Source organism: Streptomyces sp. NPDC085946 (genome assembly GCF_044540485.1).
Lineage (GTDB): Bacteria > Actinomycetota > Actinomycetes > Streptomycetales > Streptomycetaceae > Streptomyces.
Genome location: NZ_JBITSF010000007.1, coordinates 69,464 through 95,608 on the forward strand (window position 1 = coordinate 69,464; position 26,145 = coordinate 95,608).

The following is a 26,145-nucleotide window of genomic DNA, read 5'->3' on the forward strand; positions in this document are numbered from 1 at the left end:
TGGGGGCGCGGGATGTCTCATCGGGCAGGTACCCCTTGGTGATTCGAAGGAAAGAGCCGCCCGATCGGATCATTTTCCCGATCACCAAGGAAGTGAGATCTTCACGAGTTCCCCCGCACCTCCTCTCATGTCCCGCACCGCCGTACGCTTTCGCACGGGAGTGCGGGGATAGGGGCTGCCTGACGGGACACCTGGCACCGGGAGCGTGGCCGGAGCACCGAAGTGGGGGGAGCAACGTCGTGATGCGCAGGGCACGTCTGTCCCAGGCGAACGGGGTCGCGCTGACCTCGCTCGCCCTCCTGGTCAGCGGCTCGCTCGTGCTGCTGGCCGTGGAGGTCCTCGCCCAGCCCCTGAGCAGGGGGACGCTCGTCACCGGAATCGTGCTGCTGCTCCTGCTCCCGGCGGTCCTGCTCGGGCAGTACGCGCCGCCGCCCTACCGCCTCCCGTACCGGTGGCGCTGGGTCCTGCTCGGTCTGCAGGCGCTGATGACCTACCTGCCGGTCCTGGCCTTCGAACGCTCGTGGCTGAGCCTGCTGGGGTTCCTGGCCGGAGCCGTGCTGCTCACCGTGCCCCGGCCCGCGTCCGTGGTGATCGCGCTGGCGGTCACGGCCAGCGGCCCGGCCCTGGTGCACAGCAGTCTGGTCAGCACGCACCGCAGCGGCATGAGCGTGCTGGTGTCCGCCCTGATCACCGGGAGCGCGGTGTACGCGGTCGTCCACCTGGCCCTGCTCGTCGCCCGTCTCCAGGCGTCGCAGGCACAGGCGGCGCGCCTGGCGGAGTACCGGGAGCGGGCGCGCATGGCCCAGGAGCTGCACGACCTGCTCGGATCCTCGCTCGTCTCCATCGCCGTGCAGAGCGAGAGCGCCCTGCGCGGCATGCCGTCCACCGCCCCGGGGCACCAGGTGCTGAGCGAGATCGCGGCGCTCGCCCGGCGCGCTCACGCGGAGGTGCGGGGCATCGCCGCGGACCGGGTCGTCGCGCACCTGCGCACGGAGCTCGGCCACGCCCGGCGGGTGCTGGTGCAGGCGGGGATCATCACGCGCCTCACCACCACGCCGCTGCCCGAGGTCCCGGGTCCGGTGAGCCACTGCCTGGTGGCCGTGCTGCGGGAGGGCCTCGGCAACGTCCTGCAGCACAGCCGTGCGACGTGGTGCAGCATCGAGGTGACGGTGTACCGGTCCCAGGTCCGGCTGGCCATCGCCAACGACGGTGTGCCGTCCTCGCCCGTGTCCGCCCGGCACGGCAGCGGGCTGGCGGGCCTGCGGCTGCGCGCCCTGGCCCTGGGCGGGACGCTGGAGGTGCGGGCAGCGCAGGGACGTTTCCTCCTGGCGGCCCGGCTTCCGTTAGATCCATCCGTGCCGTTCGGCGATACGGACGGCGTCCACCAGCGTGCGCGCGTGTAGCTTGCCCACGGCGGAGGACAGGCGGTTGCGCACGGTGCCGACGCTGAGGAAGAGGTCGCCGGCGATGGTCCGCGGGTCGGCGCCGCTCGCGGCGAGCCTGAGCACCTCGGCCTCGCGCGGGGTCAGGGGGGTCGCGGAGCCCGCCGAGTCGACGAGTCCGGGGGGCTCGATCACCCGGCCGCCGTCGGCGGCCGTGCGGACGGCGGCCGCGAGTTCCCTGGGCGAGACGGTCTTCAGCACGTAGCCCGACACGCCCGCGTCCACGGCGCGCCGCACGTGGCCGGGCCGGTCCAGCGCCGTGAGCATGACGGTCCGGCAGGCCGGTGCCCGCTCGGCCAGTTCACGGGCCAGCGCCAGACCGTCCATGCCCGGCAGGTCGATGTCGAGCAGGGCGACGTCCGGGGCCGCGCGGTCGACGACGGCCAGGGCCTCGGCCGCGTCGGCCGCCTGCGCCACGACCCGCATGCCGAACTCACCGTCGAGCAGGGCGACCAGACCCGCCCGGACCACCTGCATGTCTTCCACGACCAGGATGTCGATCATGAAGAGGATGCTCCGCGCCCGAGGCGTGAACGCGAGCCCGCCGGTGGAAGGCGGCCGAATACCGCGGGAGCGGGCCGGCCGGAGCCGGGCCCGCTCCCCGTCCGCCGCGGTGAGCGGCCGGAGGGCCGTCAGGAGATGCGCACCGGATTGACCACGTCCGCGACCAGCACGAGCAGGGTGAAGCAGACGAAGATCCCCGCCACCACGTAGGCGACGGGCATGAGCTTCGCCACGTCGAACGGGCCGGGGTCGGGCCGGCGCAGCACCTTCGCGGTGGTGCGGCGCAGCGACTCCCACAGGGCGCCCGCGATGTGGCCGCCGTCGAGCGGCAGCAGCGGGAGCATGTTGAACAGGAACAGGGAGAGGTTGAATCCGGCCACGAGCATGACGAACATCGCCAGCTGCTGCGTCGCCGGGATGTCCAGGGTGGCGATCTCGCCGCCGACCCGGGCCGCGCCGACCACGCCCATCGGGGAGTCGGGTTCGCGCGGGCCGTCGCCGAAGGCCGCGTCCCACAGGGCCGGGACCTTGCCGGGCAGGGCGGCGAGGGAGTCGACGGCCTCGCCGATCCGGTCGCCCATCCAGGCGACGGACTCGTCGAAGTCCTGCTTGACCACGCCGGTGGCCGCGCTGAAGCCGAGGAAGCCGGCGGTGACGTACTCGCCCTCGACGACCTGGCCGTTGCCGTCCTTCTTGGCGACCTGGTTGGTGGCGATCTTCGCGTGCAGGGTCACCTGCTCGCCGCCGCGCTCGACGACGATCGGCACCTCCTTGCCGGGGTTGGCGCGGATGAGGTCGGACAGCTCGTCCCAGTTCTCGGTGCGCACGCCGTTGAAGGAGACGATCTCGTCACGTGCCTTCAGGCCCGCCGCGGCGGCCGGGGAGGCCGGGTCGGACGCCTGGCAGTCGTCGCGGTTCTCGCTCTGCGCGATGACGCACCGGGAGACGGAGGCGACGGTGGTGGTCTGCTGGGTGATGCCGAAGCCCATCAGCACGGTGAGGAACAGCACCACCGCCAGGATCAGGTTCATGAAGGGGCCCGCGAACATCACGACGACCCGCTTCCACGGCGCGCGCGTGTAGAACAGCCGGGTCTCGTCGCCCGGCCTGAGCTCCTCAAACGCGGCGGAGCGGGCGTCCTCGATCATGCCGCGCCACGGCGAGGTGGAGCGGGCCTCCAGGCGGCCGTCCGGGCCGGGCGGGAACATGCCGATCATGCGGATGTAGCCGCCGAACGGGATCGCCTTGAGGCCGTACTCGGTCTCGCCCCTCCTGCGCGACCAGATCGTCGGGCCGAAGCCGACCATGTACTGCGGCACGCGGATGCCGAACATCTTGGCGGTGGACAGGTGCCCCAGCTCGTGCCAGGCGATCGAGAAGAGCAGGCCGACGGCGAAGACGACTATGCCGAGGATGAACATCAGGGTCGTCATGCACGGGCCTCCGCCGTCTGTGCCGCCAGTTCCCGGGCCCGCGTCCGCGCCCAGGTCTCCGCTTCGAGGACGTCCGACACGGTCAGCGAGGTTCCCGTGCGCGGGGTGCCGTGCTCCTCGACCACCCGCGTGACGGTCTCGATGATCCTGAGGTACGGCAGCGCGCCCGCGCGGAACGCCTCGACGCACTCCTCGTTGGCCGCGTTGAACACCGCCGGGGCGGTGCCCGCGAGCTCGCCGACGTGCCGGGCGAGGTTCACCGAGGGGAACGCCTCGTCGTCGAGCGGGAAGAACTCCCAGGTCGACGCCCGGCTCCAGTCGAAGGCGGGAGCGGCGTCCGGGACGCGTTCGGGCCAGCCGAGGCCGATGGCGATGGGCCCGCGCATGTCGGGCGGGGTCGCCTGGGCCAGTGTCGATCCATCCGTGAACTCAACCATCGAGTGGACATACGACTGCGGGTGCACGACCACCTCAATGCGGTCGAAGGGAATGTCGTAGAGCAGGTGGGCCTCGATCACCTCCAGGCCCTTGTTGACGAGGGTCGCGGAGTTGATCGTGATGACCGGGCCCATCGCCCAGGTGGGGTGGGCGAGGGCGTCCTCGACGGTGACCCGCGCCAGCTCCTCCCGGGTGCGGCCGCGGAAGGGGCCTCCCGAGGCGGTGACGACCAGTTTGCGCACGTCGGCGCGGGTGCCGGCGGCCAGCGCCTGGAAGAGGGCGGCGTGCTCGGAGTCGACCGGGATGATCTGCCCGGGCTTGGCGAGGGCCTTGACCAGCGGGCCGCCCACGATGAGCGACTCCTTGTTGGCGAGCGCGAGGGTGCGGCCCGCCTCCAGGGCGGCCAGGGTCGGGGCGAGGCCGATGGAGCCGGTGATGCCGTTCAGCACCGTGTGGCAGTCGGAGGCGGCCAGCTGCGTGGCCGCCTGAGGTCCGGCGAGGATCTCGGGGAGCGGCTCCCCCGGCCCGTACCAGGCGCCGAGCGCCTCGCGCAGGGCCGGTACGACGTCCTCGCGGGCCACCGCCACGGTCCGCACCCGCAGCCGGTGGGCCTGCTCGGCGAGGAGGGCGACCCGGCCGCCGTTGGCGGACAGGCCGGTGACGCGGAAGCGGTCCGGGTGGCGCAGCACGAGGTCGATGGCCTGGGTGCCGATCGATCCGGTGGAGCCGAGGATCACCACGTCCTTGGGGCCGTCTCCCGCCAGGGGGTCGTACACGAGGTGCGGGTCGGCGAGGGGGGCTGGAGAGTCGCTCATCCCCCCATTGTGGCCGCACCGCGGTGCCGCGAGGACAGCGCGTCCCTCCCCGCGGGGGCGCGCGCCGCACCGGCGCGCGCCCCTGTGGGGGCCGGTCACCCGATCGGCCGGTGCACGTTCTCCCGCTGGGACGCGCCCGGGCGGGCGTCCGCGATCCACGGCCCGTCCCCCGACGGGTCGACGACGCCCTCCTCCAGCCACGCGTACGTGCCGGACAGCACGCCCTTGACCACGGTGCGGTCGAGGTCGTCGGTGTTGTTCCACAGGCGGGTGAAGAGCTCCTCGATCCGGATGCGGGCCTGGCGGCAGAAGACGTCGGCGAGCTGGTAGGCCTCGCGGCCGTGGTCGCCCTGGCCGCGCAGCAGCTCGGCGCGCACGCAGGCCGCGCTCATCGCGAACAGCTCGGCGCCGATGTCGACGATCCGGCCGAGGAAGCCCTGCTTGGTCTCCATCCGGCCCTGCCAGCGGGACATTCCGTAGAAGGTGGAGCGGGCCAGCTTGCGGGCGGTGCGCTCGACGTACCGCAGGTGCACCGAGAGGTCCACCTCGCGCTTGAACTCGCCGTACGAGCCCGGCAGCTGCCCCGGTCCCGCGACGAGCCTGGGCAGCCACTTGGCGTAGAACAGGCCCGCGTTCGCGCCGGCCCGGGCCTTGTCCGGCAGGGACTTCTCCGGGTCGATGAGGTCGCCGGCGACCGAGAGGTGGGCGTCGACGGCCTCGCGCGCGATCAGCAGGTGCATGATCTCGGTGGAGCCCTCGAAGATCCGGTTGATGCGCAGGTCGCGCAGGATCTGCTCGGCGGGCACCGCGCGCTCGCCGCGGGCCCGCAGCGACTCGGCGGTCTCGAAGCCGCGGCCGCCGCGGATCTGGACCAGCTCGTCGGCGATCCTCCAGCCCATCTCGGAGGCGTACAGCTTGGCGAGCGCGCCCTCGATGCGGATGTCGTTGCGGTCCTCGTCGGCCATCTGGGAGGACAGGGTGGAGACGGCCTCCAGGGCGAAGGTGGTGGCCGCGATGAAGGAGATCTTGGAGCCGACGGCCTCGTGGTGGGCGATGGGCTTGCCCCACTGCTCGCGGGCCGCCGACCACTCCCGGGCGATCTTCAGGCACCACTTGCCGGCCGCGACGCAGGACGCGGGCAGGGACAGCCGCCCGGTGTTGAGCGTGGTCAGGGCGATCTTCAGGCCCTGGCCCTCGGCGCCGATGCGGTGGGCGGCGGGCACCCGGACCCGGTGGAAGCGGGTGACGCCGTTCTCGATGCCGCGCAGGCCCATGAAGGCGTTGCGGTTCTCGACGGTGATGCCGGGCGAGTTGGTCTCGACGACGAAGGCGGTGATGCCGCCCGGGTGGCCCTCGCCCTCGGGGACCCGGGCCATGACCACGAGGAGGTCGGCGACCACGCCGTTGGTGGTCCACAGCTTCACCCCGTCGAGGACGTACTCGTCGCCGTCCGGCACGGCCGTCATGGCGAGGCGGGCGGGGTCGGAGCCGACGTCGGGCTCGGTCAGCAGGAAGGCGCTGATGTCGGTGCGGGCGCAGCGCGGCAGGAACCGCTCCTTCTGCTCCGGGGTGCCGAACAGCTTCAGCGGCTGGGGCACGCCGATCGACTGGTGCGCGGACAGCAGCACGCCGATGGCGGGGCTGGCCGAGCCGGCCAGGGTGAGCGCCTTGTTGTAGTAGACCTGCCCGAGGCCGAGGCCGCCGTACTTGGTGTCGATCTTCATGCCGAGCGCGCCGAGCTCCTTGAGCCCGGTGATCACCGCGTCGGGGATGCGGCCCTCGCGCTCGATGAGGGCACCGTCGACCTTCGTCTCGCAGAAGTCGCGGAGCTTGGCGAGGAACTCCTCGCCGCGCTGGGCGGTCTCGTCGGCGGGCAGCGGGTGGGGGTGGATGAGGTCGAGCCGGAGGCGCCCGAGGAACAGTTCCTTGGCGAAGCTGGGCTTGCGCCAGGCCTGTTCCCGGGCGGCCTCGGCGACCTGGCGGGCCTCACGTTCGGTGACGGTGGGTCGGGACGGAGACTCGGGTACTGCGGACATGAGGCTCACCTCGCCGCGAATCGGTACGGGTGGGGACGGACGCCTCGTCCGCTCACGCAAGGTGATCGGACGGACGTACGCTGCTGACCGGGGCTACTCGATCGTGTGTACCCGATCCCGGGTGGTCCGGCCACCCTGCGTGCGGCCATCCGGCCCACGGCGGGCCGGGCGGGGGCCGGCTGCGCCGGACGGGGGCCTGGTGGGGGTGGCCGGGGGTGCGACAAGGTGGGCGCGGCGGCCGCGCGGGACACGGCAGGGGACCGTTGCGGGAATTCGGTATCGAAGCGCTTCGACAGCCTATGGACACCCACTCCCGCTGGAGCTACTGTCGGAATCACCCTCCCCCACGGTTATCGCTCACGCGCACTGTCGAAGCGCTTCACAAAGCTTGGAGAGCTGGATGGTCACCCTCGCCGAGGTCGCCCAGCACGCCGGAGTCTCGGCGAGCACGGTGAGCTATGTCCTCAGCGGCAAGCGGTCCATCTCCGCGACCACCCGGCAGCGGGTCGAGCGGAGCATCCGCGAGCTCGGGTACCACCCGAACGCCGGGGCCCGCGCCCTGGCCAGCAGCAGGTCCAACATCATCGCGCTGATGGTCCCGCTGCGCACCGACATGTACGTGCCGGTGATGATGGAGATCGCCATCGCGGTGGCCACCACGGCCCGCGGGCACGGGTACGACGTGCTGCTGCTCACCGGCGAGGAGGGCCCCGACGCGGTGCGCCGCGTCACCGGCAGCGGGCTCGCCGACGGCATGATCCTGATGGACGTCGAGCTCGACGACGAGCGGCTGCCGCTGCTGCGGGCGACGGACGAGCCGTCGGTCCTGATCGGACTGCCGGCCGACACCACCGGTCTGACCTGCGTCGACCTCGACTTCCGGGCGACGGGCGCGCTGTGCGTGGAGCACCTGGCGACGCTGGGCCACCGTGACGTCGCCGTCATCGGCGAGGCCCCCGCGGTCTACGAGCGGCACACCGGTTTCGCCGTGCGCACCCTGGACGGGCTGCGCACCCGCGCGCGGGAGCTGGGCGTGCGGCTGCTGCACCGGCCCTGCGAGGGCGGGTACGACGCGATGGCCGTGACGCTCGCCCGGATCCTCGACGAACGGCCGGGCACCACCGGGTTCGTCGTGCAGAACGAGTCGGCCGTGGAGCCGCTGCTCGCCCTGCTGCGGCAGCAGGGCAGGGCCGTGCCCGAGGACGTGTCGGTGGTCGCGGTCTGCCCGGACCAGGTCGCCACGCAGGCCTCGGTGCGGCTGACGTCGGTCGCCATCCCCGCGCAGGAGATGGGCCGGCACGCCGTGGAACACCTGGTCGCCAAGTTCGACGGGCGCGGCAGCGACGAGGTCGTGCTGATCGCGCCCGAGCTGACGGTGCGGGCCAGCTCCGGGCCGGCGCCCGCCCGGCCGTAGGCACGCCCCGCTCAGGTCCCGTTCGCGCACCACCGCCCGGCCCCCGCCAGGGCACCCCCCTGTCTGCCCTCCTCCAGGAGCACGCCTCGTGAACCAGCCTGCCGAGATCCAGCCCAAGGTCAGCCTCGCCCAGTCCTCGCCCACCGTCGGCACCTTCCGTGAGCGCGACGGGGCGCTGGAGTGGAGCGGCCGCCAGGAGACCGTCCGCATAGAACCGTGGGGACCGGACGCGGTCCGGGTGCGGGCCCGGCTCGGCGGCCCGGTGCTGGAGGGGCTGCCGGGCGCGCTGCTCGACGAGGCTCCCCCGGCGCCGTCCACCGTGAAGATCGAGGACGGGCGGGGGCGGCTGACCGTCGGCGCGCTGACCGCCGAGGTCGACGCCGAGGGCGTGGTCCGCTTCACGCGCACCGACGACGGCGCCGAGCTGCTGGCCGAGGAGCGCGCCCACTTCTGGTGGCCCGGCCCGCGCCTGTACACCGCCGTCGGCAACGGCCACCACCGGCTGGAGCAGCGCTTCGCCGCCTACGACGACGAGAAGCTGTACGGCCTCGGGCAGCACCAGCACGGACGGCTGGACCAGAAGGGCCTGGTCGTCGACCTGGTGCAGCGCAACGCCGAGGTCGCCATCCCGGTGCTCACCTCCAGCCGGGGCTACACCCTGCTGTGGAACAACCCGGCGATCGGCCGGGTGGAGCTGGCCCACAACGGCACCCGGTGGGTGGCGGACTCGGCCCGGCAGATCGACTACTGGATCACCGCGGGCGACCCGGCCGCCGGGCAGCGCCGCTACAGCGCGGTGACCGGCCGCAGCCCGATGCTGCCGGAGTGGGCGGCGGGCTTCTGGCAGTGCAAGCTGCGCTACCGCACCCAGGACGAACTCCTCGCCGTGGCACGGGAGTACAAGCGGCGCGGCCTGCCCCTCGCGGCGATCGTCTGCGACTTCTTCCACTGGACGCACCTGGGCGAGTGGAAGTTCGACCCGAAGGAGTGGCCGGACCCGGCGGCCATGGTGCGCGAGCTGGACGAGCTCGGCGTCAAGCTGGTCGTCTCGGTGTGGCCGTCGGTGTCCCCCCTGTCGGAGAACCACCCGGTGATGGAGCAGCGCGGCTACTTCATCGGCACCCAGTACGGCCCGATGGCGCACGCCGACTGGCCCGACAAGGAGGTCGCCTCGACGGTCCAGGTCGCCTTCTACGACGCCACCAACCCCGAGGCCCGGGAGTTCGTGTGGTCGCGCGTGCGGGACAACTACCTGCTGCCGTACGGCATCACGGCCTTCTGGCTGGACGCCTGCGAGCCGGAGCTGAAGCCCGGCTTCTCGGAGAACCTGCGGTACTGGGCGGGCCCGGGCCTGGAGGTCGGCAACCTCTACCCGGCCGAGAACGCCCGCACCTTCGCCGAGGGCCTGCGCGCCTGCGGGCAGGACGAGGTGATCACGCTGAACCGCTCGGCGTGGGCGGGCAGCCAGCGCCACGGCGCCGCCCTGTGGTCGGGTGACATCGGCACCGACTTCGCGACCCTGCGCCGCCAGATCGCGGCCGGCCTCAACACGGCCCTGTCGGGCATCCCCTGGTGGAACACCGACATCGGCGGCTTCCACGGCGGCGACCCGGACGACCCGGCGTACCGGGAGGTGATGGTCCGCTGGTTCCAGTTCGGCGCGCTGTCCCCGCTGATGCGCCTGCACGGCTTCCGCGACCCGGGGATGCCGCTGGGCCCGGAGATGACCGGCGGCCCCAACGAGGTGTGGTCGTACGGCGAGGAGGCCGGCGCGATCCTGGAGAAGTACCTGCGGCTGCGCGAGCGGCTGCGGCCGTACGTGCTGGACGCGATGCGCGCGGCCCACGAGGAGGGGCTGCCCGTCATGCGGCCGCTGTTCCTGGAGTTCCCGGGCGACCCCGCGGCCTGGTCGATCGACGACGCCTACCTGTTCGGTCCCGACCTGCTGGTCGCGCCGGTGCTGACGGCGGGCGCCACCGCCCGCACGGCCTACCTCCCGGCGGGGACGCGCTGGACGGACGCGTGGACGGGCGAGACGTACGAGGGCGGGCGGTGCGTGACGGTCGACGCGCCGCTGGACCGCCTTCCGCTGTTCCTGCGGGACGGGGCGCGGCTGCCGATCGCGGAGTGAGGACGCGCGAGGGGGGCCGGTCCCGCACGGGACCGGCCCCCCTTTCCTGCCCTGGTCTCCTGCCCTGCCCGGGTCAGCCGCCGCTGACGGTCAGGTTGTTGGTGGTGAAGTTCAGGCCGCCGGACGAGGAGGTGATCTCGTAGCCGAACTGCACGTCGCCGATGGTCTCGTTGCCCATCCAGCCCTTGGTGTCCTTGATCCACTTCAGGATCGGCAGGATGTTCACGGTGCCGGAGTTCGAGTCCGAGGTGCGCAGGAACGAGAAGACCTCGTTGGCGCCGTTGTTCCCCTTGTAGACGTTCCAGGTGTGGCCGCCGAGGGTGACGGAGCCCTGGGAGGTGCCGAGCGGCCCGACGGCGCCGTTGTGGTTGACCCAGAGCATGATCTCGTAGTCGTAGTCGGTGTCCCAGATGTCGTAGGACGTGTTGTACGCGCCGGACGACGGGACGGTGACGTTGTAGCTGCTGGTGAGCGAGGTGAGGGAGGTGATCGGCTTGTTGATCACCTTCTTGGCGTTGGGGTAGGACTTGATGCCGCCGGTGTCGGGGTGGTCGGCCCACACGCCCCAGTTGGTGCCGGAGTTGGCCCAGACGCACTGGCTGCCGGCGCCGGAGCCCCAGATGTTGTTGTAGAGGGTGTAGCCGTTCAGGGACGTGTTGCCCCACTGGTCGCAGGAGTTCCAGACGGCGGCCTGGGCGGGGGCGGCGGCGAGGCCGACGGTGGCGCCCAGCGCGAGGGCCGGGGCCAGCAGGGCCTTGACGATCGTGGTCCGTGTGCGTGCTGCCATGGTGTCCCTTCCATGGGTGGGGGGATTGCGGGGGGTCACCACGCCTCCAGGCGGAGGACGTGGTCTTCTCCGGCGACCAGGTCGAGCGGCCGGGCGCCGGAGGAAGTCCGGAGTTCGACGCGGTGGCTGCGGGTGGGGCGCAGGACCGCGGTGACGCCGTCCGGGCCCCAGGTGAGGTCCAGTCCGGCCCCGAACCGGGTGCGCACCCCGCGCAGCGCGCCGCTCGGGTACGCCGGCGGCAGCGCGGGCAGCAGGACCAGCCGGTCGGGGGTGGACTGCACCAGCATCTCGATCAGGACGGCGGGCAGGGTGTGCGCGGCGTCGGCGTTGTAGACGTCGCGGCGCGGGTAGTGCGCGCTCATCAGCGAGGCGTGGAAGAAGTCGCCGCCGAGGACCTGGCCGAGGGCGTGGGCGACGCGGCCGGCGTCCCGGAGCCGGGCCGCGATCAGGGCGTGGTGCAGGTGGCCGTGGGCGGAGTCGTTCTCGGCGCCGCGCAGGGCGAGGGCGCGGTGGGCGGCGGCCGCGAGCTCCGGGGTGTCGTAGGGGGTGATCTCCTCCAGCGGCCAGACGCCGTAGAGGTGGCTGAGGTGGCGGTGGTCGTAGGAGTCCTCCAGGCCCGGCCAGGCCCACTCGGCGAGGGCGCCGTCCTGGTTGACGCGGTGCGGCGGCAGCCCGTCGGCGAGGGCGCGCCAGCGGGCGGCGTCCGGGGTGTCCGGGTGGTAGTCGGCGGCCGTGCGCAGGGCGTGGCGGGCCGCGGAGAGGTCCATGGCCGCGTTGAGGGTGCCCCAGCTCGCGTTCGCGGGCCGGTTCTCGGGCGAGTAGGAGGGGACGAGGACCCAGTGGCCGTCCTCGTCCCGGTGCGTGAGGAAGTCCTCGTAGAAGCGGGCGGTCTCGGCCAGGGCGGCGGCGGTGCGCGGGTCGCGGGCGCCGCGGGTCTCGTCGTGGTCGACGAGCGGCTTGAGCAGCCAGTCGGCGCCGGCGGTCCACAGGTGCAGGGGGTAGGCGCGGCTGAAGTGGTACGCGTGGCCCGACTCGCCGTCGGTGTGGGCGGGGGCGACGGCGCCCCGGACGCCGAAGACCGCGCGGGCGTTGTCCCTCCAGTGCGGCAGCTGGCGGTGGATCAGGGCGGCGTGCGCCTCGGTGACCTCGGGGAGGGCGGCGGCCGCGGCGGAGGCGGTCTGGAGGTTGAGGTTGGCGTCGTTGGTGAAGGCGCCCGACCAGGCCGTGTCCCAGTCGCCGGTCCACAGGCCGGTGAGGCGGGGCGGGTTGAGGCCGCTCGCGGACAGCAGGTGGTAGCGGCCGGCGGCGAACAGCCGCTCGGCCAGGGCGGCGCTGTCCGGCCGCCGCAGCAGCTCGGAGCCGGGCAGGGCGCGGTCGGCCGGGTCGGCGGCGAGGTCCAGGGTGACGCGCCGGTAGGCCGTGCGGTGCAGGGCCAGGTGGCGCTCGAGGAGGCCGTCGTACGACGTCTGTCCCTCCGCGGGGTCGTCCGCGGTCCGTCCCGCGGCGAGCAGGTCGCGCAGGGCGCGGCCCTCCGCGATCACGTCCAGCTCGCCGGTGTGCCGCCGCACCCGGGTCAGGAGCAGCACGGAGCGGGCGTCCTCGATGCGCGCGCCGGGGGGCGCCAGCGTGGTCGTGCCGCCCGTGACGGCGACCAGGGTGACGCCGGTGTACGCGCGGTCGCTGCCCGGGTAGCGGGCCCGCAGGCTCAGCAGGGCGCCTTCGGGGGTGAGGACGGCGGTGTGGCCGACGCCCAGGGCGGCGGGCGCGCCGGGCAGCCGGTGGTCCAGGCGGACGTCGAGGGCCGGGCCGGGCGCGGTGACGTGCTGGACGATCACGTCGTCGGCGCGGGAGACGAAGACGTGGCTGCGCCACTGTCCGCAGCGCGCCGCGACGACCCCGGTGGCGAAGTCGACGGAGCGCCGGTAGGGGTGCGGGTCGCCGGGGGGCCGGCGCAGCCGGATCCGGAAGGCCGGGTGGAACGGTTGCACCCACTGCAGCGGGCGGCCGTCGGTGAACTCCTCGGCGGCGGCGGTGTCGCCGGCCAGCAACCGCCGTTGCAGTCCGGGGAGTGCGGCGGCCAGCTGCGGGGGCCGGGCGTGCTCGCCGCCGTTGGGGCGGACGAGGGTGTGATGGGTGACGATCACGCGGTCGTCGTTCGGGTCGCCGGACACGAGGGTGCCGTGGTGGCCGTTGCCGCTCAGGAAGGCGTCCTCCCAGCGGGCGGCCGGCTCCGGCTCCCAGGTGCCGTGCACGGGTCCGCCGGCCGGCGGGGCGGTCGGTGTGCCGGTCATGGCCGCAGCACCGCCACGCCGTAGCGGCCGAGGGTGATCCGGTCGGTGACGGCCGTCTCCGTCAGCAGGTCGCGGTGCGTCCCGGGGACGGCGACGGTCACCGGCTCGCGGCCGTGGTTGAGCAGGAACAGCAGGTCACCGCGTCGGACGGCCTCGACCTGCGCCGGGAGGCCGTCGAGCTCCGGGCGGACCCCGGCGCCGGCCGCGATCCGGGCCAGCAGGTCGCGCAGCGCCTCCGGCTCCGGGAGCGTCGACAGGTACCAGGCCCGGCCCCTGCGCAGGACGGCGGGCAGCCCGTCGAGCTCTCCGCCGCGGTACGGGACCGTCTCGTCGGCGGCGCCGTCGGCCTCCAGCTCCTCCGACCACAGGGTGCCGGCGAAGCCCTCGCAGTCGACGGTCTGCCCCGGCTCCAGCGGCCACCACTCGTGCAGGGTGCGGATGCCGAACAGCTCCCGCAGGCGGGCGTCCATGCCGCCGGGCCGCACCCGGTCGTCCTCGTCGGCGACGCCGGTGAGGAAGCCGCAGACGAGCGTGCCGCCCCGCCGGACCCAGCCGAGGAGGTTCTCGATCGCCGCGTCGGTGAGCAGGTACAGCTGCGGCACGACGACCAGCCGGTACGCGGACAGGTCGTGCTCGGGGTGGGCGAAGTCGGTGGTGAGGTGGGCCTGCCACAGGGCGCGGTGCCAGGCGCGCAGGACGTCCGCGTGGTCGACCTCGCGGGACGGGCGGGCCTCCTGGGCGGCGGCCCACCAGGCGTGCCAGTCGTGCAGGACGGCGATGCCGGCCCGGCTGTGCCGTCCGGTGACGTGCGGGGCGATCCGCGCCAGGTCGGCGCCGAGCTCCTTGACCTCCTGGAAGGTGCGGCCCCGCTCCCCCGCGTGGCCGACCATGCCGGAGTGGAACTTCTCCGCGCCCTGGCGGGACTGGCGCCACTGGAAGTAGCAGACGGCGTCCGCGCCGCGGGCCACGGCCTGCAGGGACCACAGGCGGTTCAGACCGCGCGGTTTGGGGTGGTTCACGCCCCGCCAGTTGACCGGTCCGGCGGCCTGTTCCATCAGCATCCAGGGCCCGCGCGCCTGGGAGCGGGTCATGTCCTGGACGAGGGCGCCGCTCTGGGCGCCGAGCGGGTCGCGCGGGTCGGGGTAGAGGTCGACGGAGACGACGTCCTCCTCCCCGGCCCAGCGCCAGGCGTCCTGGCCGAACCACAGCGGCATGAAGTTGGTGGTGACCGGGATGTGCGGGGTGTGCCGGCGCACGATGTCGCGTTCGGCGGTGTAGCACTCCAGGAGCATGTCGGAGGTGAAGCGCCGGAAGTCCAGGACCTGGGCGGGGTTGCGCAGGTAGTGGGCCAGCCGCGGCGGCAGGATGCCGTCCCAGGTGTCGTAGCCCTGGCTCCAGAAGGCGGTGCCCCAGGCGGTGTTGAGGGCGTCGAGGGTGCCGTAGCGGCGCCGCAGCCAGCGGCGGAAGGCGGCCGCGGCCTCGTCGCCGTAGTCGGCGGTGCAGTACTCGTTGTTGATGTGCCACATCGTCAGGGCCGGGTGGCCGCCGTACCGGGCGGCGAGGTCCTCGGTGATGGCGGCGGCGCAGCGGCGGTAGGTGGCGCTGGAGTGCGAGAAGTGCTGGCGGCCGCCCCACCACTCGGTGCGGCCGTCCTCGGTGCGGGGCAGGGTGTCGGGGTGCAGCCGGCCCAGCCAGGGGGGCGGGGCGGAGGTGGGGGTGGCCAGGACCACGCCGATGCCGTGGTCGTGCAGCAGGTCCATCAGCCGGTCCAGCCAGCCGAACTCGCGGGCGCCGGGCTCCGGTTCGAGCTTCGACCAGGAGAAGACGCCGACGGTGACGGAGTTGACCCGGGCGTCCTTCATCAGCCGGACGTCCTCGTGCCAGGTCTCCTCGGGCCACTGCTCGGGGTTGTAGTCGCCGCCGAAGAGGATCCGGCCGCGGGCGGCGTCGGCGAGGCCCGGCATCAGACGGGCTCCCCGTACTGGATGCCGCGCCCGTTGGTGGCGAGGTAGACGCGGCCGTACACGCGCGGGTCGCCGGTGATCGCCTCGCCGGTCCAGCCCCACTGGTGGCGGTCGTCGTTGATCCGCACCCAGGTGCGCGCCTCGTCGTCGGAGCGGTGGACGGCGGTGACGTCCTGCGTGGAGCCGACCTGGTAGAGCGCCGGGTAGGAGGCGCCGTCGGCGGCCTTGCCGAAGCCGAGGCAGTAGGAGGCCCGGCAGCTGCCGACCCGGGAGAAGGCCGTGCCGCCGTCGGTGGAGCGGTACAGGCCGTTCTCCTTCAGGCTCAGCCACAGGTCGCCGGTCCGGCCCGGGGCGGCGGCCAGCTTGAACTGGCTGTCCCCGAAGGGCAGTCCGGTGGCCCGCGCGGTGAAGGTGCGGCCGCCGTCGGTGCTGGCGAACAGCGTGCCCGTGCCGGTGTCGTAGGCGTAGAGGCGCGCGGGGTCGAGCGGGTCGGCGACCGGTGCGGCGCCCTTCGGGAAGGAGGGCACCTCCGTCCAGGTCGTCCCGCCGTCCGCCGAGCGGTGGGCGGCGTACCCGGTGCCGTCCCAGTGCACGAAGGACCACAGCAGCACGCTGCCGTCGGCGTTCACCGCGATCGGGCCCGGCGCGTCGCGGGCGGTCTCCGGCTGGCTCGCGAAGGGCTCCCAGGTCCGGCCGCCGTCGCGGGAGGACGCGCCGTTGCCGTGGTCGCCCCAGCCGGCGCGCACCACGTACGACGGCCTGAGCGCGGCCTGCGCCAGCCCGGTCGCCGTGCCGGTCACCGGGTTCGTCGCCATGCCGCGCGACGGGGACGCCGTGAGGGACTCGTGGTACAGCACGCCGATGTCCCCGGACCCGCTGATCAGGTGCGCCTCGCCGGTGGGCGGCGAGATCAGCTGGCGCACGGAGGTCTCCTCCAGGCCGCGGATCTGCGGGGCCCAGTGCTTCAGGTCCCGGGTGCCGTAGAGGGTGGCGCCGGTGCCGAAGACGAGGTGCCGGGAGTCGAACGGGTCGAGCGCGAGGGCCTGGATCCACCAGCCGAACTTGGGCCGCTCCCCGCCCCACTTCAGGTAGGGCGTCTCGGAGACGTCGAGGACGGCGGTGTCCTTCAGGGAGGTCCAGGTGCGGCCGCCGTCCGTGGAGCGGAACACCGTGTCGACGGCCGCCCAGCGGTTGTTGGTGGAGACGACGACCGTGCCGGGGCGGCGGGCGTCGACGGCGACCCCGCCGTAGCCGAAGGTGTCGGCGGAGCCGTCGGGGGTCGTGCCGCCCGGCTCGACGGGCGTGACCTCCGTCCACCGGCCGGTGACGGTGTGCAGCCTGTGCACGCTGCCGTCGGACTGGCCGTTGGGGCCGGGCGCGTTCGCGTAGGTCACGTACAGCTCGCGGGTGTGGCGGTCGTACGCGGCGCGGACCGGCACCTTGGCGGCGGGTCCGGCGGGCTGTCCGGGGACGGCCCGCCAGGTGGTGCCGTCGGTCGTGCGGTACAGGTTCGGGGCGCTGCCGTCGGAGTCGCCCCAGCCGGCGTACACCGCCCGTCCGGCGGCGACGAGCAGGGTGATGCCCTGGCCGGTGGCGGAGGGGGCGGCCGGGAAGGGCGCCGGCTGCCAGGTGGCGCCCCGGTCGGCCGACCTCAGCAGCCCGTCGTGCCGGGTGCCCAGCCACAGGGTGTCGCTGTCGCGCGGGTCGACCAGCAGGCGCTCGCCGCAGCCGCGGCCGTCCTCGTTGGCGCCGAGCTTGACGGTGAGGTCGGTGCGCCGCCAGGTGGCGCCCCGGTCCTCGGACCGCAGCACGGCGCCGTCGCCCGCCCAGGGCTGGGCGTAGGTGCCGAGGGCGAGGTACACCCGGTCCGGGTGGGCGGGGTCGACGGCCATGGCCTCGACGCCGAGGAGGTTCCAGTCGTCCCAGCCGAGGTGGTCGGTCAGCGGGGTCCAGCGCGCGGCGCGGTCGTCCCAGCGGTAGGCGCCGCCGATGTCGGTGCGGGCGTAGGCGAGGCCGCGGACGGCGGGGTGGAAGAGGACGCCGGTGACGAAGCCGGTGCCGCCGATGACGGCGTTGCGCCAGCGGTACGGCCGGGCGGCGGCCCGTGCCGCGCCCTCGGCGGCCTGCGCGCGCCCGGGCAGGGGCACGGCGGTGAGCGCGGCGGCGGCCGCGGTCCCGGCCAGGACGGCTCGCCGGCCGATGCGGGACGTGAGCATGACATACCTCGTTCCGTGAGGAGGGGGGAAGGGGGACACCGGCCGGGGCGCGGGCGATCGCGCGGCCGGCCACGGCCCGGCCGCGCGGAACGGACGGCCGGCAGCCCGGCGGCGCGCACGCGGTCAGGGCGTCAGCCCTTGACCGCGCCCGTCAGCATCCCCTTCTTGAAGTGCTTCTGGACGAAGGGCGACAGCACGGCCACCGGCAGCAGGGCCAGCACCATCACCGCCATCTGCACGGCCAGCCCGGACAGCTGCCCCGTCTTGATGGCCTGGCCGAGCCCCACCGGCGCCTCCTGCTTCTGCACCAGCTGGATCATGACGTTCTGCAGCGGCATCATGTCCTGGTCGTTCAGGTAGAGGGAGGCGTTGAACCAGGCGCTCCAGTACCCGACGGCGTAGAACAGCGTGATCACCGCGATGACCGCGCGGGACAGCGGCATGACGATCTGCCAGAGGATGCGCAGGTCGCCGGCGCCGTCGATGCGGGCGCTGTCGATGAGCTCCGGCGAGATGCCCATGAAGAACCCGCGCAGCACCAGGATGTTGAAGACGCTGACCGCGCTGGGCAGGATCAGCGCCAGGTAGGTGTCCGTCAGGCCGAGGGTCTGCACCAGCAGGTAGGTCGGGATGAGACCGGCGCTGAAGAACATGGTCGCCAGCAGGGTCATCAGGATCCAGCGGTGGCCGAGCGAGCCGGTGCGCGACAGGCCGTAGGCGCACAGCACGGACACGGTCATCGAGAAGAGCGTGCCGACCAGGGTGACGAGGACGCTGATGACGGTGGCGCGGGTGACCTGGCCGCCGCTCAGCAGTTCCCGGTAGGCGACGAAGGTGATCTCCTGCGGGATCATCACCAGCCCGCCGGCCTCGTCGATCGTCTTGCGGCTGGACAGGCTGGTGACCACCACGATCCACAGCGGGAAGAGGATCGCGAGGCAGGCCGCGGCGAGCGCGATGCCCTTGCCGGCCAGTCCGGCCCGGGTGGGCGGCTCCTCCCACGCGGCGCGGGGCGGGCCCTGCCACCAGCGGGGCGCGCGCGCCGGTTCGTCGGTCACGGCGGTCACTTCTTGTACACCCCCTGCTCGCCCATGAGATGGGCCACCTTGTTCGCGGCGAGGACCAGCCCGAGGCTGACCACGCCCTTGACCAGTCCGGCGGCGGCCGCGTAGCCGAAGTCCTGGTTGCGCACGCCGTTCCACCACACGAAGGTGTCCAGGACCTCCGAGGCGCCCGGCCCCACGGCGTCGCGTTGCAGCAGGATCTGCTCGAAGCCGACGGTGAGGGCGTCGCCGACGCGCAGCACCAGCAGCAGGGCGATCACCGGCCGCAGCGCGGGCAGGGTGACGTGCCACATGCGGCGCCAGCGGCCGGCGCCGTCCATCGCGGCGGCCTCGTACAGGTCGGGGCTGACCGAGGCGAGCGCGGCGAGGAAGACGATGATCCCCCACCCGGCGTCCTTCCACACCGACTGCGCGGTGACCAGGAACGCGAAGGTGTCCGGGCTGGTCATCACGTCCAGCCCGTCGTACCCGTTCTCCCGCAGCAGCTGCGAGAGGATCCCGGCGCCGCCGAACAGCTGCTGGAAGACGGCGATGACCAGCACCCAGGAGAAGAAGTGCGGCAGGTACAGCACCGCCTGCGCCACCGCCCGCACCCGGGGCCGGACCACGCTGTTGATGAGCAGCGCGAGCAGGATCGGGATCGGGAAGTACAGCACCAGCTGGAGGAAGAACAGCACCAGCGTGTTCTTCACGGCGTTCCAGAAGTCCGGGTCCTCGAAGAGCCGCCGGAAGTTCTCCGCGCCCACCCAGGGGCTGCGCAGCATGGAGACGACGCCGTTGGAGCTGATGTAGGGGTCGTACTCCTGGAACGCGACCACGTTGCCCAGGATCGGCACGTAGTTGAAGAGCAGGACCAGGGCGAGTGCCGGGAGCGTCATCAGCAGCAGGACGCGGTCGCGGCGGAACCTGGCGCGCAGGCCCTGCTTCCCCGCCGGCCCCGCGGGCCCGGGGCCGGCGCCCGGCGTCCGCGGGCCGGGCACCGGCGTCTTCGTTGTCGCCTCGGCGCTGCTCCGAGGCACCGTGCTGTGGGACACGGCCGTCTCCTTGCCTCGGTGGGCGGTCAGTTGGCCGCGGAGCCGTTCTCGTCGAGCAGCTTCTTGTACCAGTCGCGCAGCCTGTCGCCGCCCTTGCTCCGCCAGTCGGACACGGCCTGCTGCATGTCGCTCACCTTCTTGCGGCCGCGGATGATGTCGTCCTCCAGCTGCTCGAAGTTGTTGGAGAGGTTGGTGTAGCGGGCCGGCTCGGTGACCTGCATGCCGTAGAAGGTGGTCTTCTTGGTGAAGGCGCCCATCCGCTGCTGCCACTCGACCGCGCCCCTGCCGACGTCCGGCAGGTCGGGGCGGGCGATGGTCGGGGCGGGGCTGGCGATCATCACGTAGGCGTTGACGACCTCGATGTTGCCCTTGTCGTTCTTGGTGGGCACGCCGTCCTTCACCGTGTAGTGGGTGCCCTCCACGCCGTAGTTGGTGAGCATGTACTCCTTGGTGCCGTACGGGGCCGCGGTGACGTTGGCCAGGGCGAGCACGTCGCGGATCACCGCCTCGGAGGCGCTCTTGTTGACGAAGGCGAAGATGTTCGCCGGGTTGGTGGCGTAGAGCGTCGGGTCGCCGCCGTCGTGGCCGAAGATGTCCATGCCCCAGATCCGGAAGTCCGGGTTCTGCGCGGCCTGGGCGGCCTGCTGGCCCCACCAGCTGGAGATGTCGTTGTTGTAGATGAGGAACTCGCCGGCCGCGAACTTGGTGCTCGGGTCGGTGGCCTGGCTCTTGCCGAGCCGCGCGTCGGGGTGCACGACCCCGGCGGCGAACAGCTTGCGGGTCCACTCCAGCGCCTCGAGGTACTCCTCGGTCTCCGCGCGGTGGACCAGCTTGCCGTCGACGAGGTTCCAGCCGAGCGCCTTCTCGCTGCCGGACATCACGCCGAAGGCGTTGAAGGCGGTCCACTTCATGTCGCCGCACGCCCACCGCTTGGCCTTGGCGTTGGTGATCTCCTTGGCCAGCGCCATGAAATCGTCGGCCGACCGCGGGACGTCGTACCCCTCCTTGTCGAAGACGTCCTTGCGGTAGAAGGGCACGATGTTGGGGACGTACGACGACGGCATCGGCAGGCCGCGCAGCTTGCCGCCGAAGAGGGAGCGCCGCCAGGCGTCGGTCGGGATCGCCGCGAGGTTCGGGTACTCCTTGACCTTGTCGCCGGAGAGGTAGGGGCCGAGGTCGGCGAACTTGCTGATGATGGCGCTGGGTATCTTCCCGCCCATGTTCCAGCCGGGGACGACCACCACGTCGGGGACGTCGCTGGAGGCGAGGACCGCGCCGAGCTTCTGGTCGTAGGTGTTGCCGTCCTGGTTCTGCCAGCGGACGTCGACGCCGGCGAGGTCGTTCATCGCCCGGTAGTAGGCGTTGTCGCTCTTGGGCGGCGAGCCCCAGAACGGCGACATGACGGTGACCTGCCCGCCCTTGCCCAGCTTCTTCGGCACCGAGGTCTTCAGCCCGGCGAGCTCCACCGGGCGGACGAAGCCGGCGGCGGAGCCGTTCCTGGACGGGATGTCCGGCGTCACCACGCTGCTGGCGACGAACGCCGGCAGCAGCTTCTCGGCGTCCTTGCCCGACGTGGTGCCCTCCCGCGAGCCGCCCTCCGAACCGCCGCAGGCGGCGAGCAGCGGCATCCCCCCGGCCACCGCTGCGGTGGCGACCGCCGTGGAGGCGAGGAAGCTCCTCCGGCTGGGTCCGGAGGCGGCGGAGGCGGCGTTCGGCGTCATTGCGTCAACCCTTCATGGCGCACCAGGACACCCGGCGGTGGGCCGTCGGCTGCGGTGTCTCGAGTGGAACTGGCTGAGCTGAAGCGGCCCTCCGACGGGTGCCGGGGCCCGCACGCCCTCCCGGCGGCCGACCCCGTAGTCGAAGCGCTTCGATGTTGCTGCGAGGTTAAGTGAACGGTCGGGGGCGCACAAGGGGCGTATCCAAGATTCCTCCGAGGTGTGCGGGATCGGCTCCCGGCTCTTGTGCCGCTTGGAATGGCGCCGGACAGCCGGAGTCGGTGCGACGGAACGTCTTGACACCCGACCGTGGGTCCACTGAGCATCGAAGCGCTTCGAAAGAGCTCGCCGCTCCATCCCAAGGGGAACCCGACGTGACCGCACCGACGCCGCCCACGCCACCTTTCCGCGATCCGCACCTGCCGTTCGCGAAGCGCATCGACGACCTGTTGTCGCGGCTCACGCTCGACGAGAAGACAGCGTTCCTGCACCAGTTCGCACCCGCCGTCGAACGCCTCGGCGTCGCCGCCTTCCGCACCGGCCAGGAGGCCCTGCACGGGGTGGCCTGGATGGGCCCGGCGACGGTGTTCCCGCAGGCCGTGGGACTGGGCGCGACCTGGAACCCCGAACTGGTGCGGCGGGTCGGCGAGGCGGTGTCGCGGGAGGTCCGCGCGATGCGGGCCCGCGACGAGCGCGTCGGCCTGAACGTCTGGGCGCCGGTGGTGAACCTGCTGCGCCACCCCCTGTGGGGCCGCAACGAGGAGGGCTACTCCGAGGACCCCCGCCTGACCTCGGCGATCGCCACCGCCTACACCCGCGGCCTGCGCGGCGGTCACCCCGCGTACTGGCGCACCGCGCCCGTCCTGAAGCACTGGCTCGCGCACAACAACGAGACCGGCCGGGACACCACGTCGAGCTCGGTGCGCCCGCGCGTGCTGCACGAGTACGACCTGGCCGCCTTCCGCGCGACCGTCGAGGCGGGCGCGGTGGCCGGGGTGATGCCGGCCTACAACCTGGTCAACGGCCGCCCCAACCACCTCTCGCCGTACCTGCGCGAGCACCTGCGCGCCTGGACGGAGGAGGAGCTGCTGGTCTGCTCGGACGCGGGCGCGCCCTCCAACCTGGTCGACTCCGAGCACTACTTCGACACGCACGAGGAGGCGACCGCGGCGGCCCTGCGGGCGGGCGTCGACAGCTTCACCGACCACGGCACGGACAGCTCGGTGATCGTCGCGCGGGTGCGGGGCGCCCTGGAGCGGGGCCTGCTGACGGAGGCCGACGTCGACGCGGCCGTGCGCCGCCAGCTCTCGGTCCGCTTCCGCCTCGGCGAGTTCGACGGCCACGAGGAGGCGGGCGCCTTCGACACCGCCGAGCACCGCGCGCTCGCCCGGGAGGCCGCCGAGCAGGCGATCGTCCTGCTGAAGAACGACGGGGTGCTGCCGGTGGCCCCCGGCACCCGGATCGCCGTCGTCGGGCTGCTCGCCGACGAGTGCAAGCTCGACTGGTACAGCGGCACGCTGCTGCGCCGCTCCACCCCGCTGGAGGGCCTGTCCGAGCGGTTCGGCGCCGAGCGGGTGGAGTTCGCGGAGGGCGTGGACCGGGTGCTGCTGCGGACCCGCGCGGGCACGTTCCTGCACGTCCCGCCGGCCGAGGACGCCCCCGGCGAGGCGCGCGGCGCCGAGGGCGCCCTCGACCCCGCCCTGCTCGCCGGCCGCACCGACCTGCCCCCGCTGACCACCGACGCCACCGGCACCGAACTCGCGCTCGCCGACTGGGGCGAGGGCGTCCTGACCCTGCGCGCGCCGGACGGCCGCTACCTGTCGGTCGCGCAGGACGGGTACCTGCGCGCCGCCGCGGACCAGCCCGGCGGCTGGGTGGTGCAGGAGACCTTCCGCCTGGAACCCCACGGGAACGGTCACCTCCTCAGGCACACGGGGACGGGTCGCCACGTCACCGTCGCCGCCGACGGCGTGAAGGTTGCCGACACCGACCCCGAGGTCTTCGAGCTGGTGGTGACCGAGCGCGGCGAGGACGCGGTGACGCGCGCCGCCGCCGCGGCCGACCTGGTCGTGGTGGTCGCGGGCAACGACCCGCACATCAACGGGCGCGAGACCGAGGACCGTACGACGCTGCGGCTGCCCGGCCACCAGCAGCGGCTGCTGGACGCGGCCCGCGCGGCCAACCCGGACACCGTGCTGGCGCTGGTCTCCTCCTACCCGTACGCGGTCGACGCGGCGCGCCTGCCGGCCGTGCTGTGGACCGCGCACGGCGGGCAGGCGGCGGGCACCGCCCTGGCCCGGGTGCTGGCCGGCGACGTCTCCCCCGCCGGCCGCCTGCCGCAGACCTGGTACGCCGACGACGCGGACCTGCCCGGCCTGCTCGACTACGACGTGATCGGCGGCCGCCAGACCTACCTGTACTTCGAGGGCACCCCGCTGTTCCCCTTCGGGCACGGCCTGTCCTACACGTCCTTCGCGTACGGCGACCTGACGGCCCGGGTCGCGGACGGGAGCGTGGCGGTCTCCTTCACGGTGACCAACACCGGGGACGTCACCGCGGACGAGGTGGCCCAGCTGTACACGCGGGCCGCCGACCCGTCGGTCCCCCGCCCGCGCCGCGAACTGGCCGCGCACCGCCGGGTCACGCTCGCGCCCGGCGAGCGGGCCGAGCTGTCCTTCGCGCTGCCGCTGTCCGGCTTCGCGTTCTGGGACGTCGCGCAGGACCGCCCGCGCGTGGAGCCCGGCCCGTACGAGCTGCTGGCGGGCGCGTCCAGCGAGGACGTCCGCCTGCGCGCGACCGTCGTGCTCGACGGGGAGCCCGGCGCGCCGCGCCCGGTGGCCGCACGCGGCCTGGACGCGGCCGGCTTCGACGAGCAGAGCGGCACGGAGATCGTGGACCGCGCGAAGGTGTCGGGGGACGCGGTGACGCCGGTGGCGGGCGGCTCGGGCGAACTGCTCTACCGCGCCTGCGACTTCGGCGCCGGAGTCACCGGGGTGACGGTGGACGCGGCGGGCGGGGGCACGGTCGAGGTGTCCCTCGACGGCGGCCCGGTCCTGGCCGTCCTGACCCTGGACCCGCCGACGGACGGCCCGTACGCCTACACCTCGCTGCACGCGCCGGTCGCCGCCGCGGGCGTGCACGACCTGCGCCTGAGGCTGCGCGGCCCGCTGCGGCTCGCGCGCGTCGGCTTCTCCGGCTGAGGGTCCGGGGAAGCCGGCACAGGGAAGGGGCCCGGCACCGAGGGGATCGGTGCCGGGCCCCTTCGGGCGTCCCGGGGGCCGCGTCGGCTAGAGGGCGAGGCCCGTCAGGACCAGCACCCGCTCGTACGTGTAGTCCTCCATCGCGAACCGCACGCCCTCGCGGCCCACGCCGGACTGCTTGGCGCCGCCGTACGGCATCTGGTCGGCGCGGTAGGACGGCACGTCGCCGATGACCACGCCGCCGACCTCCAGGGCGCGGTGCGCGCGGAAGGCGGTCCGGACGTCGTGGGTGAACACGCCCGCCTGGAGGCCGTACTTGGAGTCGTTGACGGCGGCGAAGGCCGCGGCCTCGCCGTCCACCTTCTGCACGGTGAGGACCGGCCCGAAGACCTCCTCGCAGGCGAGCGTGACGCCGGCCGGCACGTCGGCGAGCACGGTCGGCGCGTAGGAGGCGCCGTCGCGCTTGCCGCCGGTGAGCAGGGCGGCACCGGCCGCGACGGCCTCGTCGACCCACGACTCGACGCGCTGGGCGGCGTCCTCGCTGATCAGCGGGCCGACGTCGGTGGCGTCGTCGTTCGGGTCGCCGGTGACCTGGGCCTCGACGGCTGCGACGATGCGCGGCAGCAGCCGGTCGTACACGGCGGCGTCGGCGATCACGCGCTGCACCGAGATGCAGGACTGGCCGCCCTGGTAGTTGGAGAAGGTGGCGATGCGGGTCGCGGCCCAGTCGAGGTCCTCGTCGCTCGCCCAGTCGGCGAGGACGACGGCCGCGCCGTTGCCGCCGAGCTCCAGGGTGCAGTGCTTGCGCGGCACCGAGTCCATGATCGCGTAGCCGACCTTCTCGGAACCGGTGAAGGAGATGACCGGCAGGCGCTCGTCCTGGACGAGGGCGGGCATGCGGTCGTTGGTGACCGGCAGGATGCTCCAGGAGCCGGCCGGGAGCTCGGTCTCGGCGAGCAGCTCGCCGATGACCAGGCCGGACAGCGGGGTCGCCGGGGCGGGCTTGAGGATGATCGGCGCGCCGGCGGCGATGGCCGGGGCGACCTTGTGGGCGCACAGGTTGAGCGGGAAGTTGAACGGCGCGATGCCGAGCACGACACCCTTGGGGAAGCGGCGGGTGAGGGCGAGCCGGCCCTGGCCGCCGAGGTCGGTGTCGAGGCGCTGGGCCTCGCCGCCGTTGAAGCGGCGGGCCTCCTCGGCCGCGAACCGGAACACGGACACGGCGCGGCCGACCTCGCCGCGCGCCCACTTGACCGGCTTGCCGTTCTCGGCGGAGATCAGCCGGGCGATCTCCTCGGTGCGCTCCGCGAGGCGCTTGCTGACGTGGTCGAGGGCGGCGGCGCGCACGTGGGCCGGGGTGGCGGCGAACTCGTCCCGCACGGCGTACGCGGCGGCCACGGCCTCCTCGACCTGCGCGTCCGTCGGCACGCTGACGGTGCCGACGACCCGGCCGTCCCACGGGGAGGTGACGTCGAAGCTGTCCTCGCCGGTGACCTGGCGGCCGGCGAGCCAGAAGGCGTGGAGGGAAGTCATGTACGGGTCCCGGCCCTTCCGCGTTGGGGGTGGGTGGCTTGCTTTACGGGGTCCACGGTAGGGCGGGGCCGGGCCCGGGGCGCTTGTCCGGCGTGGAGTGGAGCGGGGTGCGGACACTCCGCTTT

At 73.4% G+C, this 26,145-nt stretch carries 16 protein-coding genes; 4 read left to right on the forward strand and 12 right to left on the reverse strand.

All coding sequences use genetic code 11. From position 1 onward, the window contains the following. Positions 1-242: 242 nt before the first annotated feature. On the forward strand, positions 243-1,403 hold the full coding sequence (locus ACIF8T_RS16210; protein ID WP_400035448.1) for a sensor histidine kinase: 1,161 nt from the start codon (positions 243-245) through the stop codon (positions 1,401-1,403). Here the strand turns inward: ACIF8T_RS16210 and ACIF8T_RS16215 are convergent. From ACIF8T_RS16215 to ACIF8T_RS16230, 4 genes are all read right to left on the reverse strand, one after another. After that, positions 1,344-1,946, reverse strand: a complete 603-nt coding sequence (locus ACIF8T_RS16215; RefSeq protein WP_400035450.1) for a response regulator — start codon at positions 1,944-1,946, stop codon at positions 1,344-1,346. The genes ACIF8T_RS16210 and ACIF8T_RS16215 overlap by 60 nt on opposite strands. 128 nt (positions 1,947-2,074) lie before the next feature. After that, positions 2,075-3,367, reverse strand: coding sequence for a M50 family metallopeptidase (locus tag ACIF8T_RS16220; protein ID WP_400035859.1), 1,293 nt, complete (start codon positions 3,365-3,367; stop codon positions 2,075-2,077). 8 nt (positions 3,368-3,375) lie between these two features. Continuing rightward, positions 3,376-4,632: a 1-deoxy-D-xylulose-5-phosphate reductoisomerase gene (gene dxr, locus ACIF8T_RS16225; protein WP_400035452.1), complete on the reverse strand. Its 1,257-nt coding sequence runs from the start codon at positions 4,630-4,632 to the stop codon at positions 3,376-3,378. Between the two features lie 95 nt (positions 4,633-4,727). Next, the gene (locus ACIF8T_RS16230; RefSeq protein ID WP_400035454.1) at positions 4,728-6,668 is read right to left on the reverse strand and encodes an acyl-CoA dehydrogenase family protein; all 1,941 of its coding nucleotides are present in this window, start codon (positions 6,666-6,668) and stop codon (positions 4,728-4,730) included. 400 nt (positions 6,669-7,068) lie between these two features. On the opposite strand from ACIF8T_RS16230, the gene ACIF8T_RS16235 reads away from it, so the two are divergent. Further along, positions 7,069-8,082: a LacI family DNA-binding transcriptional regulator gene (locus ACIF8T_RS16235; RefSeq protein WP_400035456.1), complete on the forward strand. Its 1,014-nt coding sequence runs from the start codon at positions 7,069-7,071 to the stop codon at positions 8,080-8,082. Between the two features lie 88 nt (positions 8,083-8,170). Beyond that, positions 8,171-10,213, forward strand: coding sequence for a TIM-barrel domain-containing protein (locus ACIF8T_RS16240; protein WP_400035458.1), 2,043 nt, complete (start codon positions 8,171-8,173; stop codon positions 10,211-10,213). Positions 10,214-10,286: 73 nt separating this feature from the next. On the opposite strand, the gene ACIF8T_RS16245 is transcribed toward ACIF8T_RS16240, so the two are convergent. The 7 genes from ACIF8T_RS16245 to ACIF8T_RS16275 form a co-directional block, all read right to left on the reverse strand. After that, positions 10,287-11,000 carry a hypothetical protein gene (locus ACIF8T_RS16245; RefSeq protein WP_400035460.1) on the reverse strand — a complete coding sequence of 238 codons (714 nt, stop codon included), beginning with the start codon at positions 10,998-11,000 and terminating at the stop codon, positions 10,287-10,289. 35 nt (positions 11,001-11,035) lie between these two features. Continuing rightward, positions 11,036-13,291 (reverse strand): glycosyl hydrolase family 95 catalytic domain-containing protein, encoded by a 2,256-nt coding sequence (locus ACIF8T_RS16250; RefSeq protein ID WP_400035462.1) that lies wholly within the window; start codon positions 13,289-13,291, stop codon positions 11,036-11,038. Continuing rightward, complete coding sequence (locus ACIF8T_RS16255; protein ID WP_400035464.1) at positions 13,288-15,255, reverse strand: beta-galactosidase; 1,968 nt, start codon at positions 15,253-15,255, stop codon at positions 13,288-13,290. Before ACIF8T_RS16255 ends, ACIF8T_RS16250 begins: the two co-directional genes overlap by 4 nt. Next, the gene (locus tag ACIF8T_RS16260; RefSeq protein ID WP_400035466.1) at positions 15,255-17,471 is read right to left on the reverse strand and encodes a 1,4-beta-glucanase; all 2,217 of its coding nucleotides are present in this window, start codon (positions 17,469-17,471) and stop codon (positions 15,255-15,257) included. The genes ACIF8T_RS16255 and ACIF8T_RS16260 overlap by 1 nt, the downstream gene beginning before the upstream one ends. 131 nt (positions 17,472-17,602) lie before the next feature. Next, positions 17,603-18,538, reverse strand: a complete 936-nt coding sequence (locus tag ACIF8T_RS16265; RefSeq protein WP_400035468.1) for a carbohydrate ABC transporter permease — start codon at positions 18,536-18,538, stop codon at positions 17,603-17,605. Continuing rightward, positions 18,535-19,569: an ABC transporter permease gene (locus ACIF8T_RS16270; RefSeq protein WP_400035470.1), complete on the reverse strand. Its 1,035-nt coding sequence runs from the start codon at positions 19,567-19,569 to the stop codon at positions 18,535-18,537. Before ACIF8T_RS16270 ends, ACIF8T_RS16265 begins: the two co-directional genes overlap by 4 nt. A gap of 26 nt (positions 19,570-19,595) precedes the next feature. Beyond that, complete coding sequence (locus tag ACIF8T_RS16275; protein WP_400035472.1) at positions 19,596-21,290, reverse strand: extracellular solute-binding protein; 1,695 nt, start codon at positions 21,288-21,290, stop codon at positions 19,596-19,598. A 371-nt stretch (positions 21,291-21,661) separates the two neighbouring features. Between ACIF8T_RS16275 and ACIF8T_RS16280 the strand changes: the two genes are divergently transcribed. Next, a complete protein-coding gene (locus ACIF8T_RS16280) occupies positions 21,662-24,487 on the forward strand; it encodes a glycoside hydrolase family 3 C-terminal domain-containing protein (protein WP_400035474.1) in 2,826 nt (941 codons plus the stop codon). Between the two features lie 87 nt (positions 24,488-24,574). On the opposite strand, the gene ACIF8T_RS16285 is transcribed toward ACIF8T_RS16280, so the two are convergent. Beyond that, positions 24,575-26,020, reverse strand: a complete 1,446-nt coding sequence (locus tag ACIF8T_RS16285; protein WP_400035476.1) for an aldehyde dehydrogenase family protein — start codon at positions 26,018-26,020, stop codon at positions 24,575-24,577. Positions 26,021-26,145 lie beyond the last annotated feature (125 nt).

Coding starts and splice junctions, on each gene's coding strand:
- ACIF8T_RS16210 (WP_400035448.1), top strand. CDS start 243: ATGCGCAGGGCACGTCTGTCCCAGGCGAACGGGGTCGCGCTGACCTCG.
- ACIF8T_RS16215 (WP_400035450.1), bottom strand. CDS start 1,946: ATGATCGACATCCTGGTCGTGGAAGACATGCAGGTGGTCCGGGCGGGT.
- ACIF8T_RS16220 (WP_400035859.1), bottom strand. CDS start 3,367: ATGTTCATCCTCGGCATAGTCGTCTTCGCCGTCGGCCTGCTCTTCTCG.
- dxr (WP_400035452.1), bottom strand. CDS start 4,632: ATGAGCGACTCTCCAGCCCCCCTCGCCGACCCGCACCTCGTGTACGAC.
- ACIF8T_RS16230 (WP_400035454.1), bottom strand. CDS start 6,668: ATGTCCGCAGTACCCGAGTCTCCGTCCCGACCCACCGTCACCGAACGT.
- ACIF8T_RS16235 (WP_400035456.1), top strand. CDS start 7,069: ATGGTCACCCTCGCCGAGGTCGCCCAGCACGCCGGAGTCTCGGCGAGC.
- ACIF8T_RS16245 (WP_400035460.1), bottom strand. CDS start 11,000: ATGGCAGCACGCACACGGACCACGATCGTCAAGGCCCTGCTGGCCCCG.
- ACIF8T_RS16250 (WP_400035462.1), bottom strand. CDS start 13,291: ATGACCGGCACACCGACCGCCCCGCCGGCCGGCGGACCCGTGCACGGC.
- ACIF8T_RS16255 (WP_400035464.1), bottom strand. CDS start 15,255: ATGCCGGGCCTCGCCGACGCCGCCCGCGGCCGGATCCTCTTCGGCGGC.
- ACIF8T_RS16260 (WP_400035466.1), bottom strand. CDS start 17,471: ATGCTCACGTCCCGCATCGGCCGGCGAGCCGTCCTGGCCGGGACCGCG.
- ACIF8T_RS16275 (WP_400035472.1), bottom strand. CDS start 21,290: ATGACGCCGAACGCCGCCTCCGCCGCCTCCGGACCCAGCCGGAGGAGC.
- ACIF8T_RS16285 (WP_400035476.1), bottom strand. CDS start 26,020: ATGACTTCCCTCCACGCCTTCTGGCTCGCCGGCCGCCAGGTCACCGGC.